This is a genomic window from Bradymonas sediminis (assembly GCF_003258315.1).
Lineage (GTDB): Bacteria > Myxococcota_A > Bradymonadia > Bradymonadales > Bradymonadaceae > Bradymonas > Bradymonas sediminis.
In genome coordinates, this window is record NZ_CP030032.1 from 2203269 (window position 1) to 2228308 (window position 25040).

The 25040-nt window shown below is 62.0% G+C and carries 11 protein-coding genes; 5 read left to right on the top strand and 6 right to left on the bottom strand.

What is annotated here, in order from left to right:
- Positions 1-7 precede the first annotated feature (7 nt).
- Both DN745_RS08385 and DN745_RS08390 read right to left on the bottom strand, forming a co-directional pair.
- Complete coding sequence (locus tag DN745_RS08385) at positions 8-1249, bottom strand: DEAD/DEAH box helicase (protein ID WP_204355120.1); 1242 nt, start codon at positions 1247-1249, stop codon at positions 8-10.
- A 117-nt stretch (positions 1250-1366) separates the two neighbouring features.
- Positions 1367-1897 (bottom strand): SMI1/KNR4 family protein, encoded by a 531-nt coding sequence (locus tag DN745_RS08390; RefSeq protein WP_111333796.1) that lies wholly within the window; start codon positions 1895-1897, stop codon positions 1367-1369.
- Between the two features lie 401 nt (positions 1898-2298).
- On the opposite strand from DN745_RS08390, the gene DN745_RS08395 reads away from it, so the two are divergent.
- The 3 genes from DN745_RS08395 to DN745_RS08405 all read left to right on the top strand — a co-directional run bounded on the left by DN745_RS08395 (position 2299) and on the right by DN745_RS08405 (position 15939).
- The gene (locus tag DN745_RS08395; protein WP_111333798.1) at positions 2299-8481 is read left to right on the top strand and encodes an Ig-like domain-containing alpha-2-macroglobulin family protein; all 6183 of its coding nucleotides are present in this window, start codon (positions 2299-2301) and stop codon (positions 8479-8481) included.
- Positions 8482-9192: 711 nt separating this feature from the next.
- Complete coding sequence (locus DN745_RS08400) at positions 9193-15309, top strand: Ig-like domain-containing alpha-2-macroglobulin family protein (protein ID WP_162687548.1); 6117 nt, start codon at positions 9193-9195, stop codon at positions 15307-15309.
- Between the two features lie 144 nt (positions 15310-15453).
- Positions 15454-15939, top strand: coding sequence for a hypothetical protein (locus DN745_RS08405; protein ID WP_111333802.1), 486 nt, complete (start codon positions 15454-15456; stop codon positions 15937-15939).
- A gap of 30 nt (positions 15940-15969) precedes the next feature.
- Here DN745_RS08405 and DN745_RS08410 read toward each other — a convergent pair whose 3' ends face one another.
- The 4 genes from DN745_RS08410 to DN745_RS08430 all read right to left on the bottom strand — a co-directional run bounded on the left by DN745_RS08410 (position 15970) and on the right by DN745_RS08430 (position 21051).
- Complete coding sequence (locus tag DN745_RS08410; protein ID WP_162687549.1) at positions 15970-16785, bottom strand: AgmX/PglI C-terminal domain-containing protein; 816 nt, start codon at positions 16783-16785, stop codon at positions 15970-15972.
- 105 nt (positions 16786-16890) lie between these two features.
- The gene (locus DN745_RS08415; RefSeq protein WP_111333806.1) at positions 16891-17325 is read right to left on the bottom strand and encodes an acyl-CoA thioesterase; all 435 of its coding nucleotides are present in this window, start codon (positions 17323-17325) and stop codon (positions 16891-16893) included.
- Positions 17326-17365: 40 nt separating this feature from the next.
- Positions 17366-19657, bottom strand: coding sequence for a transglycosylase SLT domain-containing protein (locus DN745_RS08420; protein ID WP_133621991.1), 2292 nt, complete (start codon positions 19655-19657; stop codon positions 17366-17368).
- Between the two features lie 11 nt (positions 19658-19668).
- Positions 19669-21051 (bottom strand): glutamate--cysteine ligase, encoded by a 1383-nt coding sequence (locus DN745_RS08430; protein ID WP_111333809.1) that lies wholly within the window; start codon positions 21049-21051, stop codon positions 19669-19671.
- Positions 21052-21358: 307 nt separating this feature from the next.
- On the opposite strand from DN745_RS08430, the gene DN745_RS08435 reads away from it, so the two are divergent.
- Together DN745_RS08435 and DN745_RS08440 are read left to right on the top strand one after the other, a co-directional pair.
- On the top strand, positions 21359-23803 hold the full coding sequence (locus DN745_RS08435) for a hypothetical protein (RefSeq protein ID WP_133621992.1): 2445 nt from the start codon (positions 21359-21361) through the stop codon (positions 23801-23803).
- A 97-nt stretch (positions 23804-23900) separates the two neighbouring features.
- Entirely contained in the window at positions 23901-24935 is a 1035-nt protein-coding gene (locus tag DN745_RS08440) for a type I phosphomannose isomerase catalytic subunit (RefSeq protein WP_111333813.1), read from the top strand.
- Positions 24936-25040: the final 105 nt, after the last annotated feature.

A 25040-nucleotide genomic window follows, 5' to 3' on the forward strand; every position in this document is an offset into this window, starting at 1 on the left:
GGGGGGCTTATTTCGAGCGTTTTTTCGCCGCGGCTGCCGCCCTCAAACGGTCTTTTTTGCTCGGGCGTTTCCCCTTCACAGGCGCGCCACCTTTTTGGGGCGCCGGCGCCTCGCCAGTGAGCCCAAAGCCCTCGAGTTGCTCGCGCTTAAGGCGCACGCCTGCGCGTTTCTCGATCAGCTTAAAATGAGCGGCGGAGTCGTGGTCGATAAACGAAATCGCCACGCCCTCTTCGCCGGCCCGGCCCGTTCGCCCGATGCGGTGCACATAATCATTGGGGGAGCGCGGCAGGTCGAAGTTCACCACACACGAGAGCTTGTCGATATCGATGCCGCGCGCGGCGATATCGGTGGAGACCAGGACGCGGTTCTTCCCATTTTTGAACCCCTCAAGGGTGTCGGTGCGCTGGTCCTGGTGCAAATCTCCGTGAAAATCGATCGCGGCGAACCCTGCCTTGGTGAGCTTTCTGGCCAGGTTGCGGGCTTTGACCTTGGTGGCCACGAAGACGAGGACCTGGTTCCAATCCTCGGTCTCGAGCAGGTGCTGCAGCAGCGGGCGTCGGGCATGTGAATCAACCTCGAAGACCCGCTGGGTGATCTTCTCGACGGTGGGCTCTTCGCCCTCGACCTCGACGCGCACCGGGTCGCTTAAGAAGCGCGCGCAAAGGCCCTCTACTTTGGGCGAAAAGGTCGCAGAAAATAAGAGGTTTTGGCGATTCACGGGCAACGCGTTGAGCAAGGCGTCGAGTTCGTCGGCGAAGCCCAGGTTGAGCAGTTTATCGGCTTCGTCCAGGACGAGCGTCTGCACGCGCGAGAGGCAGAGCCAATCGCGCTCCAATAGGTCCAAGAGCCGGCCGGGCGTGGCGACCACGACGTCGGCGCCGCGGCTGAGCGCGCGGCTCTGGTCTTCGAGGTCCACGCCACCGATCACCGAGACCACGCGAATTTTGCGGGGCGACAAGTTAGAGTACGTCGCGAACGCCGCGGCGACCTGCACGGCGAGTTCGCGGGTGGGCGCGACGGCCAGCACCTGCGGGTCGAAGTCGTCGGTGGGCGCGGCGTTTAATTGCATGATAATCGGCAACGCGAACGCGGCCGTTTTGCCCGTACCTGTCTGCGCGACCCCGATGACGTCTTGCCCGTCGAGGACACGCGGAATCGCCAACGTCTGGATAGGCGTTGGCGTTGCATACCCCTTATTCTTCAGGGTGTTGAGCAGATACTCAGGCAGCTTTAATGATTCAAATGACACGATAACCTTGGACATAATAGAGAAGCGAAACCGGGCCAACCGGCCCTATCTAGTCTTTAGCATAGACCAGGGCTCGCAGTCTTAGTGTCGACCGTGCGCGAAGTAAATCATGCAGCGTCACGCCTGCTCAAGCTCGCCGAATACCCCGTAGAGGGCGTGGCCCCGGGAGCCGTCATAGGTCGCGGCCTTGGCCAAAAACTCCGTGAGCGATTTTGCGAGCAACCGCTTGCGGTCGGTATCTCGCCCGGCGGCGATGATCTGGCCGTAGGTGCCCTCTTCGGTCGGCCCCAGGTCGATCGCCAGATAATCTCCACCGATCCGATCCACGAATGGAATCCAGCGCGGCATATAATAGACCGGATGGATGCCGGGGTCGGCCGAGCTACAGCTTTGCAGGTCATCCAGGGTCCAATCCTCGTAGATCGCCATCCAATTGGCGTGCTCGGTGGCGCATGCCTCGGCCGAGAGCAGGTCGAAGCCGTTAAAAAGACCTTTGATTGCGCCTGTCGCGGCGTAGAGCGCCTTGAAATCCGCGGGCAATGGCGCGCCCAGCGCCCGCTCGAGCGCGTCGAGCGCGGCGGGGTTTGGGGGCGAAGCCTGCGCCGCCCGGGCGTCGAGGTTGAAATAAGCGCGCTTTTCCATTGCCATAGACGACGCTTTGCCAGATTGTTAACCTTGCGACGCCATACTCAACTCACTGTAAAACGCTTCGCCCTACCCGGCATACCCGCGACCAGGCACTCACCCAGTTGCCCAAGCCAAACCGCCTCGGCGTGAAGAAGACCGGCGCAGTCTGACCAGGGGAACCCGCTTGTCCAAACCTAAACCACTGCATTAAGACGTGGACTTCCTAGAATAGCCTGGGCAGCACCTATCAAAGCAAGGTCGGCGCCGAGGACTTGCTCCGCTTAGCTATTTGTAGGTAATTAAGATCCAAATTGTGCTGGCGGCGTTTAGATGGGTGGGCGCCCTTCTTTGATCGACACGGCGCGGTTTGCGGCACAAGAATATCTCATAATTTTCGATTAATATTTGAAGAGAAAAACCTCATGAACTCCGACCCGACAAAATCAGGTTTCCGTCTATCCAACCGCTGGGGCGCCATGATTTGCGTGGCCGCACAGGCGATGATTTTTTTGGGCGCGTGTAGCTCGAATAAGCACGAGGACGCGCATCCGATCGCGACGGATGCCTCGTCGATACCCCAGGAATATAAGATGGATAAAAATGCCCCGGAAGGTCTTAGCTTTACGCTATCTGAGACAACTGCGCCCAACGAGGAGTTGATTCGGCCGCGACTGGTGACCGGCGAGGAGTTGTCGGCCCAGGAGCGCGCAGACCTGCTCGGGCGCTTGCCGCCATTGCCCGATGAGGCGGCAAATCAGAAGGACTTCGCGTTTCGCGCGCGCTCCAAGCCCGCGCCGCGCCCAGGCGAGACCATTGAGAGCGCTTTTCCGCCAGACGCCACGCTCCCTCCACCTCCGGGCGCGACCGACGGTCCGATGGAGCTGCTGCGCTTTGCCCCCGACGGCGACGTGGAGCTCGCGCCTAAATTAAGCGTGACCTTTTCGCAGCCGGTGGTCGCGGTGAGCGGCCAGGAAGACGCCGCGAAGACCGTGCCCGTAAAGATCGAGCCGGCCGTGGACGGCAAGTGGCGCTGGATTGGCACGCGCACCGCGCTCTTTGAGCCGACTGGCGAGCGCTTTCCGATGGCGACCGATTATAAGGTGACGGTCGACCCGGCGCTAAAGTCCGCGACCGGAAATGAGTTAAATCAGGCCGAGAGCTGGACCTTCTCGACGCCCGCGCTCAAGGTCGTTCGCGCGCATCCGACCGGGACGACTCAGCCGCTTAAGCCGCTGATCTTTATGCAGTTTAACCAAAAGATCGACCAGACCAACATCCTCGACTCGCTGCGCCTGCTCGCCAATGACGCGAGCACCGAGTTGCTCCTGGCCAGCGAGGCCGAGATTCAGACGGATAAGGTCGTACCAAGACTTATCGATAACGCGCGCCCGGGACATTGGGTCGCGTTTCGCCCCGCCCGCGAGCTAAAACCCGCGACCACCATCCAGATCAATCTGGCTAAAGGAGCCCCGTCGATTGAGGGGCCCAAGCTGAGTGAGGGCGGGACTGCCGGTAATTTCCGCACCTATGATCCGCTTCGCGTGTTGCGCCAGAGTTGCGATTCGACTCACCCCTGCACCCCGGGCGCGGGCTGGTATATCAGCTTTAATAATCCCCTCGATGACGACGACTTCTCGGCTGATAAGGTCAGCATCAGCCCCGAAATTGAGGGCGTTGAGATCCGCGCTCAACACGGCGCGCTCTATATCAAAGGCAACTCGAAAGCGCGCACCAAATATAAGGTTACGCTGGACGCCTCGCTCAAAGATAAATTCGGCCAAACGCTCGGAAAGAACACCGAGCTGACCTTTGATGTTGGCCCGGCCTATCCCATCTTTGGCTCGTCTGCCGGCGCGATGAGCGTGTTGGACCCGGCCCTCGACGGGCATTTCCCCATCTTCAGCGTCAATTACGATAAGCTGCGCCTGCGCGCCTATCGGGTCACGCCCGCCGATTGGGAAAAATACCTGGCGTTCACCTATCAGCGACACCGCTACCGCAACAACGGCGACGGCGGCGCGACGCCCCCGGGCAAATTGGTCATCAATAAGGTCGTTGAGATCGACTCCAAGCCCGACGAGATGACGCACACGCTTATCGACCTTGGCGAGGCGCTCAACGAAAATGGTCACGGTCAACTTGTCGTGATGCTCACCGAAGAGAAGTCGGACGAAGAGCCGCCGCCATCGCGACCAGGTTATTACCGCGGCTACCGCGATATCTTGACCTGGGTGCAGGCGACCGACATCGCGCTGGACGCGTTTGTCAGCGGCAGCGAGTTGCTGGCCTGGGCGTCGCGGCTCAAAGACGGCGCGCCGCTCAAAGGCGTCGATATTTCGCTCTCCCACACGGGGGATGACGTCGCAAAAACCGACGCCACTGGACTGCGCAACCTGACCCTTCCGAAGGTCGGCTCCGCCGGCAAAAGCCCGAATGCCGGTCGCATCCTGATCGCCATGCATGGCGAAGATGTCGCCATGCTGCCCGAGCGCCAACATACCTGGGCGGGCATGGTCTCCAACTGGGTTCAGCAGCCTGAAAACGTCCAACTCCTCTGGCATATTTTTGATGATCGCGGGATGTACCAACCCGGCGAGACCGTCAATATCAAGGGGTGGCTTCGCGAGGCAAAGCCGACGCGCGAGAACCGCCTGGGCATGGTCGATATCAGCACCGTCAAATACCGAGTCAGCGGGCCGCGGGGCAATCAATTAAGCGAGGGCAGCGCGAAGGTCGACGCGAACGGCGGCTTCGACCTCAACTTCGAATTAAGCGACGACGTCAACCTCGGCCAAGCCATGGTGACGATTTATACCGAAGCGGCGCGCACTCCCGGCACCGCCTATCACAGCTTCAAGATTCAGGAATTCCGCCGCCCCGAATTCGAAGTGAGCGTGTCGCAATCCGGCGAGCCGCATTTTATCGGCAGCACTTCGACGTTGAGCGTGGCGGCGAATTACTACGCCGGCGGAGCGCTCACCGGCGCGCCGGTCGCGTGGAATGTGAGCAGCCAAGAGGGCAATTATACACCGCCCGGCCACAGTGATTTCATCTTTGGTCGCTGGCGCCCCTGGTGGTTCCACTGGCACCCGAACACCGATAACCCGAGCCAAACGGAGTCTTTCAAAAGCCACACCGACGCCTCGGGCGAACAGCACCTGAAGATCAAATTCAACCAGGCCAACCCGGCATTGCCGATGGTCGTGGATGCCAGCGCCTCGGTCAGTGACGTGAACCGGCAGAATTGGAGCGGGTCCACGCATTTGTTGGTGCACCCGAGCGCGCAATATGTCGGCATTCGCAGCCAGACCAATTATGTCGGCGAGGGTGAGCCCTTTAAGATCGACGCGATCGTCACCAACCTCGAGGGGGATATCCTCAGCGGAAAAGAGGTCGTGGTGAGCGCGACGCGCATGGATTGGCGCTATGAAAACGGCACGTATAAAGAAGTCGACGCCGAAAGCCTCGCCTGCACGCTGACCTCGGCCGAGGAGGCGCAGACTTGCACCTTTAAGCCCGAAAAAGGCGGGCAATGGAAGATCACCGCGACAACCCTGGACGAGCGCGGCCGCCCGAATATGAGCCAGGCCCAGGTCTGGGTGGGCGGCGGCGAGCGTCCGCCGTCGCGCACGATGGAAAAAGGCGAAGTCCAGCTTATCCCCGAAAAAGAGAGCTATGAGGCCGGCGAGCGCGCCAAGCTCATGGTCATCGCGCCCTTCCCGGGCGCCGAGGGGCTGCTGACGGTGCGCCAAAACGGCGTCGTCTCCAAAGAGCGCTTTCGCATCAAAAAGCAATCGCACCAGATTGAGGTCGCGATCTCCGAAGCGGATTATCCCAACGTCCACGTCCAGGTGGACCTGGTCGGCAAGGAGGCGCGCACCACGCAAAGCGGCGAGGCGCGCCCGGACGCTCCGGCGAAGCCGGCCTACGCGAGCGGTCAACTGACGCTTAAAGTGCCGCCGAAGAACCGCACGCTCGACGTCGCGATTGCGCCCGAGAAGGCGCGCATGAACCCCGGCGCGAAGACCCATATCAACGTCAAAGTCACCGACGCCGCGGGCAAAGCCGTGGCGAACTCACAGGTCGCCATCGTCGCGGTGGACGAGGCGATTTTGGCGCTCAGCGGCTATACCCTGGCGGATCCGATCGAGTCCTTCTATCCGGATCAGCCGGCCAACGTCACGGACTTCTATCTGCAGCAATATTTGTTGCTCGCCACGGCCGATGAAGCCCAGGAAGCCGCGGCAAACGCGGAGGGTTTCGGCGGCGCGGAGATGAAACGCAGCATGGCCCCGCCGCCGATGATGGATCGGCCGAGGCCGTCGCCAGCAGCACGCGGCGGCGCGATGGCAGAGATGGACGGAGCGCCGATGGAGATGGCGTTGGGTGCCATGGCGAATAGCTCGGCTGGAGGCGCCTCTGGCCCGGCGAGCGCGCCCATCGCGCTGCGCAAGGACTTCCGCGCGTTGGCGCTCTTCGCGCCGGCGGTGCAAACCAACGCCAAGGGCGAAGCGCAGGTCGAGCTCGCGCTGCCAGACAACCTCACCCGCTACCGCCTGATGGCGGTCGCGGTGGCCGGCGCCGACCAATTCGGCAAGAGCGAAGCCACGCTCACGGCGAGGCTTCCGCTGATGGTTCGCCCGTCGCCGCCGCGCTTCTTGAACTTCGGCGACCGCTTTGAGCTGCCGGTCGTTCTGCAAAACCAGACCGACGCGCCGATGCAGGTAAAAGTCGCCGCGCGCGCGGCAAACCTGACCTTCGGAAAAGCCCCGGGGCGCCTGGTCGAAGTCCCTGCCAATGACCGCGTCGAGGTGCGCTTTAAGGCGGTCAGCGATATGGCCGGCACCGCGGTGATTCAGGTCGCCGCGGCCTCGGGCAGCGCCGCGGACGCCGCCACCAACGAGCTGCCGGTGTGGACGCCGGCGACCACCGAGGCGTTCGCGACCTACGGCACCGTCGATAAAAACGGCGCCATCATGACCCAGCCGGTCGCCCCGCCCTCGGACTCACTGAGCCAATTCGGCGGCCTGGAGGTCACGACCTCCTCGACCGCCCTGCAGGGGCTGACCGACGCCCTGCTCTACCTGGCGAATTACCCCTATGAGTCGGCCGAATCGATCGGCTCGCGCATCATGGCCATCGCGGCGCTTCGCGATGTCTTGCAAGCCTTCGAGGCCGAGAAGCTCCCCAGCGAGGCCGAGCTCATCGCGACCGTTGAGCGCGATGTCGTCGAGCTGGGCAAGCTCCAGCGCCCCGACGGTGGCTTCTATCTGTGGTCACGCTACGACTATTTCCGCTATCCCTTCACCGAAGTGCATATCAACCACGCCCTGCAGCGCGCGAAGCTCAAAGGCTTTGAGGTGCCCGACGCGATTCTGAATCGCTCGAAATCCTTTCTGCATAATATTCGCGCCTATATTCCGGCCCATTATTCGAAGTTGGCCCGCAACACCGTGATGGCCTACGCTTATTATGTGCTTGATTTAATGGGGGAATCCGTCCACGCCAAAGCGCTTGAATTGGCGAACGAGAAGCCGGGCGAGGCGATCTCGCTGGAGGCGATTGGCTGGTTGATGAATACGCTTGAAGACGCACCGGAGGCCGACGCGCGCGTCAAAGAACTGACGCGTTATGTGCAAAACCGGGTCGATGAGACCTCGGGCAACGCTCAATTCACCACCGATTATGGCGGCACCGACCACGTGCTGATGCACTCGCTTCGGCGCACGGACGCGATCCTGCTGGACGCCTGGATCGCCAATCACCCCAAGAGCGACCTCATCCCCAAATTGGTGCGCGGCCTGCTCGCCCACCGCGTGCGCGGGCATTGGCGAAATACCCAGGAGAACGTCTTCGTGCTGCTGGCGCTGGACCGTTATTTCCAGGCCTATGAGAAGACCACGCCGGAATTCGTCGCGAATATGTGGCTGGGCGACGGCTTCGTCGGCGGCCACAGCTTTAAGGGACGCAGCAACGATTACCAAAAGGCGAGCATCCCGATGAAGTCGTTGATTGAGAAGAGCGGCGAGGACAAGGCCGCGGACCTGGTCATCCAGAAGGACGGCGAAGGTCGTCTGTATTATCGCATCGGCATGAGCTACGCGCTCAAATCACTCAAGCTGGAGCCGGCCGATTACGGCTTCACGGTTGAGCGAAGCTACGAAGGCGTTGATGACCCGGCCGACGTCACCCAGCGCGAAGACGGCACATGGGAGGTCCGAAACGGCAGCCGCGTGCGGGTGCGCCTGACGATGGTCGCGCCGGCGAGGCGCTATCATGTGGCGCTGGTCGACCCGCTACCCGCGGGGCTCGAGCCGCTTAACCCCGCGCTGGCCGTCACCGAGCCGATCCCCGCGGACGCCAACGCGGCAAAACCCGCCAGCCCCTATTGGTGGTGGTACCGTCCGTGGTATTCGCACCAGAACCTTCGCGACGAACGGGCCGAAGCCTTCGCGCCGTATTTGGGCGCGGGCGTGCACGAATATACCTACGTGACCCGGGCGACGACCCCCGGCGAGTTCGTGGTGCCGCCGACCAAGGCCGAGGAGATGTATAGCCCCGAGACGTTTGGGCGCACGGGGACGGCGCGGGTGATCGTGAGGTGATGGCGAGGTGGCCGTGAGGTGATGGTGTTTTTTCGGGTTCGCGACGCCTCCGGGGGCTCCCTGCTTTGCGGGGGTTCGTGGCGTCTCGAATGGCCCTTAATATCCGGTGTGCGTTGCCCTTCTGAGGACTCACCCCCGGTTACAGAGGTCCCGCTACGCGGGACGGCGCTGCGGCTTCGCCTACGCTCATTGGCTGCCTTGTTTTCACGATGCCTTTAATGAGCGAAGCGACGTGTGGTGGATGGTGGTTTTCTCGGGTTCGCGACGCCTCCGGGGGCTCCCTGCGTTGCGGGGGTTCGTGGCGTCTCGAATGCCCCTTAATATCCGGTGTGCGTTGCCCGTTTGAGGACTCACCCCCGGTTACAGAGGTCCCGCTACGCGGGACGGCGCTGCGCTTATTAACAACGGTTATTCGTGAGGTTTTTAATGAGCGTAGCGACGTGTGGTGGAGCGAAGCGGAACCACACCTTTGGAACCGGGGGTGAGCCCCGCATAGCAACGGCTATTCGGAAAAACACAAACTCTCGGAAAGCGATGATCTCTGAGAAAGCAAGGAGTCCCCGGTCCGACGCGAATCAAAAACGCACCAAACACGCACCAAACACGCATCAAATGCTATTAGCCCCGGTAATTAACGATACCCCGCTATTTTCAAAATTTTCGAAAGAGAAATAAATAATGAAGTCCGACCCGAAACGTTCCAAGGTTAATATGTCAATTCGCTGGAGCGCTGTGTGGTGCATGGCGGTGCTTTTATCGGCGGGTTGCAGCAATAAGACGCCGGCGGACTCAAAGCCGGTCGAGACCGCGGCGCCGCTCGAGGAGTTCAAGGTCGATGAGAACGCGCCCGGGGGGTTGTCGTTCACGCTGCGCGAGGCCAAGGAGACGCCCGAAGAGGTCACCGGCGCGCGCCTGGTGGAGGGCAAGGCGCTGTCGGCCGAGGAAACGACCGAGCTGCTCGGGCGCCTGCCGGCGCTTCCCGACGAGAAGTCGAAGCAAACCGACTTCGCGTTCCGCGAGCGCTCCATGCCCGCGCCGCGCACCGGCGACACGATTCAGACTGCCTTCCCGCCCGAGGAGTCGCTCGCACCACCGGCCGGCGCGACCGACGGCCCGATGGAATTGCATCGCTTTGCGCCCGAGGGCGAATTGCCGCTCGCGCCGAAGTTGAGCCTGACCTTCTCACAGCCGGTCGTGGCGGTGAGCGGTCAGGCCGACGCAGCCAAGACCGTGCCGGCTACCATCGAGCCCGCCGTGGCGGGCGCGTGGCGTTGGGTCGGCACCCGCACGGCCCTCTTTGAGCCCGCCGGCGAGCGCTTCCCGATGGCGACCGACTATAAGGTGACGGTCGATCCCGCGCTTAAGTCCGCGACGGGCAACGCGCTGAAAACCACCGAGGACTGGGGCTTTGATCTCCCGGAAGTCAAGGTAACTCAAGCCTACCCAAGCGGCCGAGGCGTTCTCCTTAAGCCCGCGATTTTTCTGGGGTTTAACCAGCGCGTAGCGCCCGACGAGCTCATCAAATCAGTGCGCCTGGTCGCCGGCGATAAGACCTTTGCGGTCCATAAACTCAGCGACACGCAGATCAAAGACAACGCGATTATATCGCGTCTGGTCGGGCAGACACCGCCGGGGCAATGGCTCGCATTCGAGCCGGTCGACGCGCTGCCGGCCGCCACGCAAGTCACCATCGAAGTGATGGAAGGCGCGCCGTCGGCCGAAGGCCCCAAGCTCACACCTGCCGCCCAACAATATCGATTCTCAACCTATGACGCGCTCTATATTACGCAGCACGGCTGCACCGAATCGCACCCATGCCCGCCCGGCCAGGGTTGGTATCTCAGCACCAATAACCCGCTCAATACCGAGGCATTCTCGCCCGATATGGTCAGCGTCGAGCCGGCGCTGCCGGGCATGGAGGTTCGCGCGGACCGCCACGGCATCTTCGTCAACGGCATCAGCAAGCCGCGCAGCACCTACAAAGTCACGGTCGACGCAGCGCTCAAGGACGAGCACGGACAGACCCTGGGCAAAGACACCACGTTGACGCTGCATGTCGGCAAGGCGCGGCCCATGCTGGGCGCGGCCTCCGGGATCATGAAGGTGCTTGACCCCGCGCTTAACGGGCATTTCCCGGTCTATAGCATCAATCACAATGAGATGCGCGTGCGCGCCTATGAGGTTGAGCCGGCCGACTGGCATCTCTACCTGCAGTTTTTGCGCGACCAGCGCCGAGACGAGAAGACCCCGGCGCCGGGCAAGCTGGTCTTCGACGAGAAGTTGAAGATCGACTCCGTCGAGGACGTCCTGACGCATACCTCCATCGACCTTCGCGAGCTGCTCAGCGCAGATGGTTACGGCCATTTGGTCTTGATGATCAAGCCAACCGAGACCGAGGATACGCCGGGCCGCAACTCCTATCGAAACCGTGAAATCATCACGTGGGTCCAGAGCACCGATATCGCGTTGGATGCCCAGGTTGCCGGAAAAGAACTTCTCGGCTGGGCCTCGAACCTGGCCGATGGGACGCCGCTTAACGAGGTTGAACTCTCGTTTCTCCACGATCCGAAGACCACCCAAAATACCGGCAAAGATGGCCTTGGAGCGTTGACGCTCCCGAAGCGCTCGCCGGACCATCCCACAACACAATCGGGCAACCTGCTGCTCGCCCAAAGTGGCAACGACCGGGCGTTTTTGCCCGAATATTCCACGATGTGGAGCTATGGGAATAGCAATTGGGTCGAGCGAAGCAAATACTCGCGAATTCTGTGGCACGTCTTTGATGACCGTGGCATGTACCAGCCCGGCGAGACGGTCAACGTGAAGGGTTGGGTGCGCCTCTCCACTTCATCGCGCGAAGCGTCGCTCATGTTGAGCGAGGCAAAAACCGTCGACTACGAGGTCAGCGGCCCGCGCAATAACAAGATTGCCTCCGGCAAGGCCAAGGTCGACAAGAGCGGCGGGTTTAACCTGAGCTTTGAGCTCCCCGACGGCGTGAACCTTGGGTACGCCCGAATCCAGCTCAGCACGAGTAACGGCAAAGTCTACGGCTCAACCACCCACGGCTTCCAGATCCAGGAGTTTCGCCGCCCCGAATTCGAGGTCGTCACCTCCAAATCCGAGGGGCCGCACCTGATCAATCAGACAAGCAAGCTGAGCCTCGACGCCCATTATTATGCCGGCGGCGGACTCGGCGGCGCCCCGGTGAACTGGACCATCAGCGCCAGAGAAAGTCGCTATACCCCGCCCGGCCAGAGCGATTATGTCTTCGGGCGCTGGCAGCCCTGGTGGGTCGCCATGTCGCATTCCTATAACCCGTGGGGTAATCAATCCGGCAAAGTCGAGCATTGGGAGGGGCATACCGACGCCGGCGGCGAGCATCATCTCGAGATTCAATTCGACCAGGCCCGCCCGCCCTACCCCTATACGGTTTCGGCAAGCGGCGCGGTCACCGACGTCAACCGCCAGACCTGGGCGAGCTCGACCGAGATGCTCGTGCATCCCTCGCGAGCCTATGTGGGCGTTCGCAGCGACAAAGCCTTTGTCGGCCAGGGAGAGGTCATCGAGGTTGAGGCCATCGTCAGCGATATCGACGGCAATCTGCTGAGCGAGCGCCCCGTCGAGATCAGCGCTTCGCGCATCGACTGGGCCTATGAGAACGGCGCCTGGAAGGAGATCGAGCGCGACACCCAAACCTGCCAGTTGACCTCGGACGCGACCCCGCAGACCTGTGAGTTTAGACCCGAGCGCGGCGGCGCGTGGCGCATCAGCGCGCTGACCCACGACCAAAACCGTCGGCCTAATATGACCCAGATGCGCATCTGGGTCGCTGGCGGCGAAGCGCCGCCGAATCGCGACGCCGAAAAACTCGCCGTTGAGATCATCCCCGAGCAAGAAACCTACGCCGCCGGCGACACCGCGCGCCTCTTGCTTCAGGCGCCATTTACCGACGCCGAAGCGCTTATCAGCGTGCGCCAAAACGGCATCGTGTCGCGCGAGCGCGTTAAATTCGAGGGGACGAGTCATACCTTCGAATATGCCGTCAGCGAGGCGGATTACCCCAACGTCCTGGTCCAAATTGATCTGGTTGGCAGCATGCCGCGCGGCAAAAAATCCGGCGCCGCCAGGGATAATAATGGGCCCAAGATGCCCGCCTATGCGACGGGTTCGATTACCCTCAAAGTCCCGCCGGCCCGACGCGTCCTCACCGTCGACGTCGCCCCGCAGGTCGACGCGCTTGCGCCGGGCGGACAGACCCAGATTAACCTCAAGGTCAGCGACGCCGACGGCAAGCCCGTGGACGCCGCCACCATCGCGGTCGTCGCGGTCGATGAGGCAATCCTCGCGCTCAGCGGTTATACCCTCAAAGACCCGATCAGCTCGTTTTACCCGCATAAACCCACCCTCGTCGATGATTATTATCTGCAGGACTACCTCTTGCTCGCCACGCTCAACGACCTGAAGGCGATTGAGCTCGGCGGGGATCTGAGCGCCGAAGATCTCGATGATATGGAGTTTGAAGAGGCGCCCGCCGAGCGGCTTGAGTCGCGCGCAGAAGCCGCCCCCATGGCGCCCAAGATGATGAAAAAGTCGTCTGCGATGAGCAAGAATGACGCTGCATCCGGGAGCGCGCGCGGTTTAGGCGGGTCGGCAGAGGCCAAGCCCATCGCTCTTCGCTCGGATTTCCGCCCCCTCGCCCTCTTCTCGCCGATGGTTCGCACCGCGGCCAATGGCGAAGCCAGCATCCGCATTAAGCTGCCGGATAATCTGACGCGCTACCGCCTGATGGCGGTCGCGGTGGCAGGCGATGATCAATTCGGCAAGGGCGAGTCGACGCTGACCGCCCGACTCCCGCTGATGGTGAGGCGTTCGCCGCCGCGCTTCCTAAACTTCGGCGACCGCATCGAGATGCCGGTGGTCGTGCAGAATCAGACCGATAAGGCGATGAAGGTGAAGATCGCTGCGCGTGCGTCGAATCTTCGCCTCGGCGAGAACCCGGGGCGCCTCATCGAAGTCCCGGCCAATGACCGCGTCGAGGTTCGCTTTAAGGCAGTCACCGAGATGGCCGGCGAGGCGGTGATTCAGGTCGCTACGGCATCGGGCAATTGGTCGGATGCCGCGACAAACGAGCTGCCGGTGTGGTCGCCGGCGACCACCGAGGGCTTCGCCACCTACGGCACCGTCGACAAAGACGGCGCAATGATGACCCAGCCGATCTCCGCGCCCTCAGACGCGCTGAGCCAATTTGGCGGCATGGAGGTCACGACCTCATCGACCGCCTTGCAGTCGCTGACCGACGCGCTGATCTACCTGGTCGACTACCCCTTTGGCTGCTCCGAGCAGATCGCATCGCGGGTGATGGGCGTCGCGGCGCTTCGCGACGTCTTGCAGGCGTTTGAGTCCGAGAAGCTCCCTAAAAAGGACGAGCTGATTGCGGCGGTCGACCGCGACATTAAGGAGCTTCAAAAACTCCAGCGCGGCGACGGCGGCTTCTACCTGTGGTCCTCGCGCGACAACTATCGCTACCCCTTCGTCGAGGTGCATATCACCCACGCGCTGCATCGCGCGAAGAGCAAAGGCTTCGCGGTGCCCGACCGCATGTTGGCCCAGGCGATTCGCCACATCAAAGAGATCGAGCGCTATATCCCCGGCAGCTACACTGAGCTGGCCCGAAACGCCGTCAAAGCCTACGCCTATTATGTGCTGGACCTGCTGGGCGAAGATGTCCACGCCGACGCGCGTAAATTGGCGGCGAAGAAGCCGGTCGACGAGCTCTCGCTGGAGTCCATCGGCTGGCTGATGACCACCCTCGCCGACGACACGCGCGCCGACAAGCGCGTCGCGGAGTTAACGCGCTTCCTGCAGAATCGGGTCGACGAGACCGCCGCTGCCGCCCAATTCACGTCCTCCTATGGCGGCACCGATCACGTGCTGATGCACTCGAGCCGGCGCACCGACGCGGTGCTCATGGACGCCTGGATCGCCACTCAGCCCAAGAGCGACCTCATCGCGAAGATCGTGCGCGGGCTAATGAGCGGGCGCAAACGCGGCCACTGGCTCAACACCCAGGAGAACGTCTTCATCCTGCTGGCGCTGGACCGCTACTTCCAGGCCTACGAGAAGCAAACGCCCGACTTTGTCGCAAATATCTGGCTGGGCGACGGCTTCGTGGGCGGGCACGACTTCAAGGGACGTAGCACCGACTATAAAAACGCGAGCATCCCGATGAAGTCGGTGATCGAGAAGACCGGCAAAGACGCCGCGAACCTCGTCATCCAAAAGAAAGGCGACGGCCGCCTCTACTACCGCATTGGCATGGACTACGCGCTAAAATCCCTGCGCGTCGACGCGGCGGATTATGGCTTCGCCGTGGAGCGCCAATACGAGGGCGTCGACAACCCCGAAGACGTCACCCAGCGCGAAGACGGCACCTGGGAGGTCAAAAACGGCAGCCGGGTGCGCGTGCGCCTGACCATGGTCGCCCCGGCGCGCCGCTACCACGTCGCGCTGGTCGACCCGCTGCCGGCCGGGCTCGAGCCGCTCAACCCCGCGTTGGCGGTCACCGAGGCCGTGCCCGAGGACACCAACGCGGCCAAACCCGCCAGCCCCTATTGGTGGTGGTATCGCCCCTGGTACGAGCACCAGAACCTGCGCGACGAGCGAGCCGAGGCGTTCGCGCCGATCTTGGGTGCGGGCGTGTTTGAGTATAGCTATGTGACGCGGGCGAGAACGCCCGGTGAGTTCGTCGTGCCGCCGACCAAGGCCGAGGAGATGTATAACCCGGAGACGTTTGGGCGAAGTGGGACGGCGAGGATGGTCGTGAGATAAATCGCGGCCTGGGAATACACAGTATTCGGAGGCAGGTCGACTTACCCTGCCTGGCCGCGAGGCTGACCGTGGATATGGCACAGCGCAAAGCCGAGAAGATGCACAACCTAAAGTTGTTTGGCCCCCACGACCTGAAGAAATATTATGTTTAATACATCGACTAAAAAGATCGTATATTCGAGCGCCATCGTCGTTGCGGTTGCGCTGAACCTCTGGGCTTTCAAGACCCCGTTGAAGTCGTGGATCGCACTTCAGCGGGGTGTCGTGGTCGGGCCGTGCACCGAGGCCCTACACCGAGACCCGAGCGAGGTTAAGATTACGGCGGACTATATTGACTACGGAATGGGCTTTGAGACCAACACCTGGTTTCTCAGCGTAGAGGGCACCGGCGAGGCATCCTACGAGGCGCATAATTACACGCTAAGCCGCTTCGATATCTGGCAAGCACTTGTTGAATACGACCGCGCGATCGAAACGGAAAAACGCGGCGGAGCCGAACTCGGCTCCGGCTTCTACGTCTCTGACGGCGGGAAATATACCCTGGAAGTCAAATGCGGCTCCCACCAGCGAAAGATTAAAACCCAACGCAAGCTAAACAGCATCGTTGGGAGATTAATACGACGCAGGTAAAGAGTCGCACGCCAATGAGGCGTGGCTCTACTAATGCGAGTGCTTCACGCGCTTAGGCTTGGGCTTTCTCCAACCCTCCTGCGGGTTAAAATGGAGCGGCACTTCGCGGATGGTGATGCCTTTTCCGCGCGGGGCGGGGAACTCCATGGTCATAACCGATTCGACCAGGCAACTCTCGGCCTGGGGGCTCTCGAGCGTCGAGGATTTAATGCCCACGCGCTCCGGCGGCCCGGCCACGCGAATCGATATATTTAGCACGACGCGCCCGGTGGGCTTTTCGGTCGCCAATTCGTAGCATTGGTCGATCTCGTCTTCGTGGGCGATGAAGACATCGCGCACTTCTTCGCGCGTCAAACCCCATCGCTGATAGGCGCTGATGGGCTCCTCGAAGGCGACGGCGTCGGATTTGGCGTCGAAAATAAAGGTCTGATAATAGGTCGCGCCGTGGTCGGACTTTCCGTATTGGAGGCCTCCGATCATTTCTTCGAGGCAGGTGCCAACCTCCGGGCTGACCACGTCGCGATTGACGACGCGCACCTTCGAGGGAGTCCCCGAAGATGGCAATTGCACCTCGACCTCGACGCGCGTCAACTCCTCACTCGCGCCCTCGCCCTGCCCGGCCTCAAAACAATCGCGAAGCGACGCCTGATTGGCCTCATGGATATGCCCGACGGTCTCGGAGCGCGGCTTGAGCTGCGCCGTGCGGCTAAGCTCTGAGTCTTTCGCCACGTCGTCGGGCGCCGCGGCGCAACCGATCAAAAGAACGGCCGCAGCGCCGCCAACCACGGCGTTACGCGACAATCGACCCAAAGAAGCCACCGAAACCGAGTCCAAAAGCTGCTTCATAATAATGCACCCTGCGTAATATCGAGGTTCAAATAATGTCATTAGCTTATGCGTGGCGAGTATGCCACGCGGCGCCGGGTTGGGGCAATCGCGCAGTGACGCGGCTCAGGTCGCCCGAAGAATCGGCGCGGGTTTGCCGGCGTCATCGACCGCCACGAAGACCAGCTCGGCCTCGGTGACCTCGAAGAGCCGGGCGCGCCGCGCGCCGCGATGCGCCACGACCAGCACACGCACCACCACGCTGGTGTTGCCGACCTTCTCGGTGCGCGTAAAGAAGCTCACCCAATCGCCCATCTTGACCGGCGCGATAAAGTCCACCCCGTTGATATATTTGGTGACCACGTTTCGCCCCGCGGTCTTTCGCGCCTCTTCGCCCGCGGCGAGGTCGAGCTGGCTGAGGATAACGCCGCCGAAAATCGAGCCCAGCGCGTTGGTATCCTTGGGCATCATCACCACCCGAATCATCGGGTCCGCGCTATAGGTCTTCAACTTCTCCTGCAGCGATTCGGGGTGATATTCCTTCTGAAAAACGTCGCTCATAAATATCCGTTCAGGTTAGAGTGATGCCATAAATGCTTGGTTAATAACCGACATCGTCGGGCAATTGAATTGCCCGCGAGGTGGGGAATAATTGGTCCAGGATTTGGCCGCGCCGCTGCGGGTCCGACTCGTAGAGATAGAGATAGCGCAGCATATGCTCGGCGACCTTGCGCGCGTAATTTCGCCCCTCGTTATAGGCAAATTCCTCGATCAGCCAGGCAAAGGAGGCGTCCGGGTTCTGGCGAAACCAATGCGCGACGATCTGCGGCCCCGAATTATAGGAGGCAGCCGTCGGAACGATCAGCCCGTCGAAGGTTTCGAGGAGCTTATGCAGATAATAGCCGCTATAGCGAAAGCCGACCGAGGGCTTAGGAAAGGTGCGCGGGTTATAGGTGATGTCGAGGTCGCGCGCGACCTTTCGCGCGGTCTTCGGGATCATCTGCAGGGCGCCGACCGCGTCGGTATAAGAGATCTGGGCGGGCCGATAGCGGCTCTCCTGGCGCATGATGGACCACATCAGCTCGGGCGGCAGGTCGAACTCGGCGCTCACGTCGCGGACCACCGACTCATAGGCGCGCGGATAGGCCATCTCGGCGCGCAAAGTACCGGGTTTGGGCGGGCGGGGGTTGGCCGCGATGCTCCCGCCGGTCGCGGCGACCCACATCGGGTGAAAATCCTCGATATATTTGCCCAGCGCGTGGGTCCAGGCGTCGCGCTCGGCAGGCTTCACGCTGCGGGTAAGCCGGTCGCGGATGGGTGAAAGCACATCGCGCGCCCGGGATAATTCGTCCAGCGCCACCAGGTCCTGCACCGTCGACCAGGCCTCGGCGGTCGTTTTGGAGAGCCCGCGAAGTTCGAAATCCGCGATGGTCTTCGCGTGCTTCGGCGCGCCGACCACGGCCCCGTCTTCGGGCCACCAGACCTTTGATGCCCGCTCATCCTCGCCCACTATCCGCGCCCTGAGTTGCTCGCCGAGCATCCCATAATAGGTCACCGGATAGGTCGCGCGCAGGGTTTCCAGAACGGCGATGGCGTCGTCGTCTTTTTGAAGCTCGTGCAAGGCGTAGGCCTGCCAATACAGCGCCTTGCCCCACACTAACATATTGCCGAAGGACTTCATCTCGGCGTAGGTCTCGACCGCGTTTTGCCACTGCCCCATGCGCATATAGGTCCAGGCCAAAAAGCCGTAGACATAGGACGCGCGGCCGACGCGTTTTCCGTAGCGCGCCAGGTAATTCCTAAAGCCCTCGACCGCCGCTTCGTTCTCGCGGTGGTCGTAGGGGAGCCAGCCGCGATAATAATAGACCGACTCGGTGTGCGCGCCGCGCGGGTAGCGCTCGCGGTAGGTCTCGAGCGTGGCGAGAGCGTCGGCGTAGCGCTCCTGATTCATCTGTGCGCGGGCGACCTGATAGAGAGACTCTTCACGGTACGGCCCGTTCTCGGCGAGATCCGAAAACAGCGCCTCAGCCCGCCCGGGGTTGTCGCGAAGTTTATTGAGGGCGAGGTGCCCAAGATACCATTTCGATCGCCCTTCATAGGCGGGATTCTTGAGCAAATCCGAGAAGATACGCCGCGACTCATGGTAGGACCAATGAGCGTATAAGGTGCGCGCGCGCGTGAATAACTCGGCGTCGTCGAGGTCATCTTCGCTCAAGCTCAAGCCCTCTCGCCGGGCGGATTCCTCTGCCGGAAAGTCGAGCAATAGAACGCGCGCGGCTTTGCGCGCCTCACTGCGATGCGTATTCGCCTCGGCGGCGTCTTTCGCCCGGCCGGCGAGCACCTGCGCGCGGTCGTGGCGAAGACGCCAGAGGCGCCCGATAAAATAGCGCGATTGAGCGGTATCTTTGTCGATTTTAGAGGCGGCTCTGCCGGCGACGCGGATCGCGTCTTCGCAAGCGTCGAGGCGCCCCTGCAAAAAGAGTAACTCGCCGCGCTCCACCTCGGCGTAGAGGCGGTCCATCGGGAGCTTGGACGCGCCCGCCAATGCGGTGAGTGCCTCGACGGCCTCGCTGACCATCCCCGCGCGCTCGGCGGCCTGGGCGATGAGATCGAGGCGGCGCTCCGGCACGCGGCGAAGCGCGTCGGAATCGGCGTCCAAGCTGATGGCGATCTGATAGGCGCGCGCCGGGTCGGCGTCGAGGAGCGCGCGGGCCTCGCGATAAAGCGCGGCCTGAGTTTGGGTGGGATGGTTCATCGCCTCGTCCGAAGACGTGGATTCGGCAGCCGACCCGGGGTCGGCGGCCCCGCCAACGGTGGGCGCCACGAAGAATACCCCGCTCGCGATGATGCTCAGCGCGATCCGTATGAAGCAACTTCGGGGCCCACCCCGCATGGCCGATGCGTTTAGAATGCCCACTTCTCCACCAATTTCTGGCGGTCACCGTCCAGGCTCTCCCAGTCATCGCGGAGCTGGTCGGCCAGGGATTTGCCGGTGTTGACGATCTCTTCAAGCGGCGCCAGCAGCAGGCGCTCGGAGGGATGCCCCTGGGCGTCGGCGATGGCGTCCAGGCCGTCGGCCGAAATCGAGAGCAGCTCGCCGGCGAGCTCGCGCACGGTGCCCTGCGCGCTCTCGGCTTTGAGGCCGCGCTTGTACGCGTCGTGGAAGAGCTGAGCGTGGCTGGTCGGGTCGACCTTCCCCAGCAGGTCGGCGGCGCGTTTGCGCGCCGGCTCGTGGTAGAGGATGCCCTTCCAAAGCGCCGGCATGGCGACCATATGGTCGCGCGGACCGGCGTCGGCGCCGCGAATCTCGACGAAGCGTTTCAGCCGAATCTCGGGGAACGCGGTCGACAGGTGCAATTCGAAGTCGCCCATGGTCGCGTTATATTCGCCGTGACCATTCTTCATGAAATCCCGGAAGGAGTCGCCGGCCTTATTAATATATTTTCCGTCGCGCGCGATGAAGAACATCGGCACGTCGAGGATATACTCGAGATAGTCGGCGTAGCCCCAATCGTCGCGGTACATAAACTCAGGCCAGCCGCAGCGCGCCGGGTCGGTGCGCGTCCAGATATGGCCGCGGAAAGTCTGCATGCCGGTGTCTTCGCCGGCGATGAACGGACTATTAGCGAAGATGGCGGACGCGATTGGCGAGATTAAAAGCGAGGTGCGGATAATCTCGGAGGCGTCGGACTCGGTGGCGTAGTCGAAGTTCGCCTGCACGGTGCAGGTCTGCTTCATCATCGAGTGCGCCAGGTCGCCCTGCTTGGGCATATATTCGCGCATGATTTTATAGCGCGACTTCGGCATCCAGGGGATTTCGGGCCGGTCAAAGAAGGGGTTTGCGCCCCAACAGACCATCTCCATACCCGGATTATCGCCGTCGGGCGCGGTCATCTCGCGCATTAACTCGAAATGAGAGTCCAGCTCGTCGGCGGTCTCGTAGACCGTGTTATAAACGGCGCCCGACAGCTCGAATTGCCCACCGGGCTCCAGCGTAATCGCGCGGACCTTGCCGTCCGGGTCGCGCTGCTCAAGCGCGACGATATCGCCGTTATCGTAGGCGGGCTCCCAGCCTTTATCGTCGCGAAGACGCGCTAGAATCTGGCCAATCCCGCCGTCGCCGTCATAGCTTGCCATCTCGAAATTATCGCGACGGAACATGAATTTCTCATGCTCAGTCCCGACGCCCCACTCTTCGCGGGGCTTCTCACCAGCCGCAAAATATTCAACTAACTGCTCACGACTTTCGATCGGGACCAGATTTTCATTTATATCACGAGACATCATACCTCCGTCACAGCACCCAAATTGGTGCACCCAAGATGATGCGGGAACCTAGAGGAGGGTTTCAAAATTGACAACCTTCGCGGCACCATGAAGCGTTTAATTCGCGGGGCCGATGAAATTTTAGCCATGCAAATTCGATTATATAGGGAAGCGGTTGCAAACGCCCCTTTCGCCCGCGGCCCGTCGTGCTTACACTCCAGCGACCGAAGCGATGATGCAGCGGCGAATGCCGAAGTGAATTCCGCTAATAAATGGTTGCTTTTATATGATTGATTTCAGCACCTCACCTTATGATATGGCCCGATTTATGATGACGCGAACGCGATATTTTCTAGTCTCCGGCCTCTTCGGACTTGCCCTGGCGAGCAGCGCTTGCGGCAGCAGCGGAGAGCGCATCGAAGATCCATGGCCGACGATGAGCGCGCTGCCGGCGGGCGCGCCGGCGGATCTTGAGTCCGGGTCGAAAGACGCGGAGGCCAGCGCGTCGAACTCCCCTCACCTTCGCAGCGGCAACGACGGCTTTCTCTATGTCAGCGGCCTGGACGATAAGGCGACGGTCGGCCGCGCGTTCCTTGCAAGCTACGGCGGCACCTGGCCGGTGCCGAACGCCAAGCGCCCGGTGCTGGCGGCCGGCCGACTGGTCGAGCTCTATGAGGGTGGCGTAGGCCTGGTGCATATCACCTACCAGCGCCCAAACGCGGCTCTCGACGGCCTGCGCGTTACCTGGACCTCCGACGCCGATTCGGAGCGGCCCGTCTACGAGCCACTTGGAAAGGCGCTCGGCCATATCACCGAATTGGGCGAAAAAGGGTCGCGTCGTTTGACGCTCTCGGTCGGCAAAGAAGACGGGGTACGAAAAGGTGATTTCTACGCTCTCCTCGCCGATCCGCTAAACCCCAACGGCGACGCGAAGGAAGGCGACGCGAAAGCAAGCAAGGCTCCCGCCGCTCAGATGCTCCAGCTCAGCCGCCGCCTCACCGGCGTGTGCATGATCAAAAAGGTCAGCGAGAGCCAATCGGAGTGCCATCGCTGGAGCGGAAGCGGACTTCTCGGAAGACTTGACCAACCGGTGGTCGGCCAGGAAGCCCTCTTTTTGGAGCATACCTTCGGCGCGGCGCCGCGAAAGGCCGTCATTCAGGTCGCCCGCGTGCAAGGTGGCGACGAGGCAACCCAGGCGAAGTTGAGCGAGGCGATGCACGAATTCCTCGGCAGCCTGACCGAGCCGACCGCCAGCGTTGAGACCATCGCGAATACCCTCGACGCGAGCGCCAGCGATTTCTATCGCATCGTCGAAGAAGTCGAGCGCCGTGATACGCCACAAGTCGTCATTGGCGCGGCGATTCGGTCCATCGACGGCGAAGACCACCTGATCGTGAATTACGGCGGCCTTGGCTCGCCGGCCGGCCCAGGCATGGTCGCCGCACCGCCGGTCGGCGGTGTCGACCTTGGCCCCGTGGGCGATCTCAACCCGGATCGCCTGCGCAGCTTTAGCGCGACGGTGTGGGCGAGCGTGCTCATTTACCGCGGGCAAACCAGCGAAGCGCTGCTCTTATTGGACCAGATGATCAACACCAAGACCCTCACCGGCCCGCTGCGCTGGCACGCGCGCGACCAATACGCGATGCGTTGGGGCGCGCTGGGGCATTATCGCGAATCGCTGTGGCTGGTGCTCCAGGACGAGGCGGTCGCGGCCAAGAATAACGACCGCACTGCCCGCCTGAACGCGATGGGCACGCGGGTGCGCCTCTATGATTTCCTCGAATTGCCCGAGGTCGCGGTTGAGACGGCCAAGGCCTACCTCGACGAGCGCGCCGAAGAAAAGCCCGACGGCGCGTGGCGCTCCGCGCTGGCCATGTACGCCGAAATGCTCACGGGAGCCGAGAAGACCGACCAGGCGCTGGCCGCGGTCGAAGAGCTCGAAGCGGCCTGCCCCGACACCTGCAATGGCGACCTTAGCTCCTTTATCTCGGGCGTCTTCTGGCGCCTGCCGTCGGACCAGAACGACGCGCGAAAAGCGATGCTTAAGCGCCTGGAGGAAATCGCAGACGACAATAATACCGAGCAAATCGCCGGGCTGCGCCTCTACCAGGGCTTGATGTCGCTTCGGGCCGACGACCATACCCAGGGGCTGATCGCCTTTTTGGAGGCCGAGCGACTCTATAAGAAGGCATATAACCTCAGCGGCCAGGCCCGCGCGCTCTATTTTGCCTCGGTCGCCGATATGGGCCGCGGTGAGCCGCAGTCGGCCTACGAGCGTGCCCTGGAGGCCCAGAAGATCCAGATGGAGCTCAACGATTTCACGGCGACCGCCGAGATCTTTAAGCATCTGAGCGCGCTCTATACGAACCCGGACTTCCTTGAGAACCCCGGGCCGTTTTTGGGCGGCGCGCGCCAGGTCCTCGCCGGCGCGGTCGAAGCCGGACTCTCGATGGGCGACCTCGCCCTGGCCGGCGAGTCACTGCTGTCATTCGGGAGCTTCCAATTGAAGATTGGCATGGAGGCCCAGGCCTCTGATACGTTGAACCAGGCCGCGGCGCTCGGCATGCTCTCAGCGAATTTTGACCTTGCCGCCCTCGCCCACTTATATAACGCTGCCATCGCGCGCCAAACCGGCGACATGGCCGGCTACCAGCAAGAGGTGCTGCGCGCGAAACTCATGGCGGAATTGTCGAAGAACCCGGCGATTATCCAGGCCGTTGAAGAGATGATGAACCCCGAAGAGCCGCGCGAAATCCCAACCCAATTGTTATAATTCGACCGAATAAGCGCCCGTTATTGGGCGCTTTTACTTATGCCATACCCACGTATTTATCCGCCTTCTTTAAGTCGTTCGCAGTGGAATTGAGACGATGACCAAGCCGTATATTTTGAAAATGTCGCCCTATCTTCGCCCCAAGATCTGGGGCGGCCGAAAACTCGACGAAGTCTTCGGCAAAGACTTGCCAGAAGCCGGCCCCTACGGGGAATCGTGGGAGGTCTCCGACCTGGAGGAAGGCCAGTCCGTGGTATGCAACGGCCCGCTGGCCGGAAGTTCGCTCTCGGAGGTGGTAAGCCAGTGGGGAGCCGCCATGACCGGCGCCAATCGCGACGGCCAGCAATTCCCACTGCTGGTGAAGATCCTCGACGCCAGCGATGACCTCAGCGTTCAGGTGCACCCGAGCGACGCGGATATCGCGCGCCTGGGGCTCGACGCGGACTCCAAGGACGAGACCTGGATCATTCTGGACTCGGACGCGGACCCGAATATCGCCTCCGACGAAGGCCAGACGGCCGGCTGCATTTTGCACGGCTTCGAGAAAGCGACGACGCCGGCGGATTTCCGCATGGCGGTGGACGAGAATCGCGCCGCCGAAAGCCTGCGCCGAGAGGCGGTCTTCGCCGGCGATGTCATCCGCGTCGCCCCGGGCACGATTCACGCCATTTGCGCGGGCGTCGCCCTGCTCGAGATTCAAGAGCCGTCGGACACCACCTACCGGGTCTACGATTACCAACGCCCCGGCATGGACGGAAAACCCCGCGAATTGCACCTCGAGAAGGCCATGCAGGTGTCCAACTTCGACACCCACGCCCCCGCTAAGCTCAGCGCAAAGCCGAGCACGGCGCACCCCGCGATGAGCGTCCTAGTCGACGTGCCGGCCTATCGTATCGAGAAGGCCAGCGGCGTCACCGAGCTTGAGTGGACGGTCGACGCGCGCACCCCGCAGGTGGTCTTCGTGACGAGCGCCCACGGCGTTGAGCTCTCAAGCGGGGACGAAACGGTCACCCTGGGCTTTGCCCAAACGGCGGTCATCCCGGCTGGGGTCGGCGCGGTTCAGGTGCGGGCTGACAAGCCGGCGGATATCATCATCTCGGGCCTGGGCGGCGCGGCGTTGGTTAACGGCTAATATCAGCGCTGAGCATATAAAAACGCCCCCACTCGACATATCGAGTGGGGGCGTTTTTATATCTGGAGCTTCGTCTTCGGGTGGACTTCACGCCGCCCCGAAGTT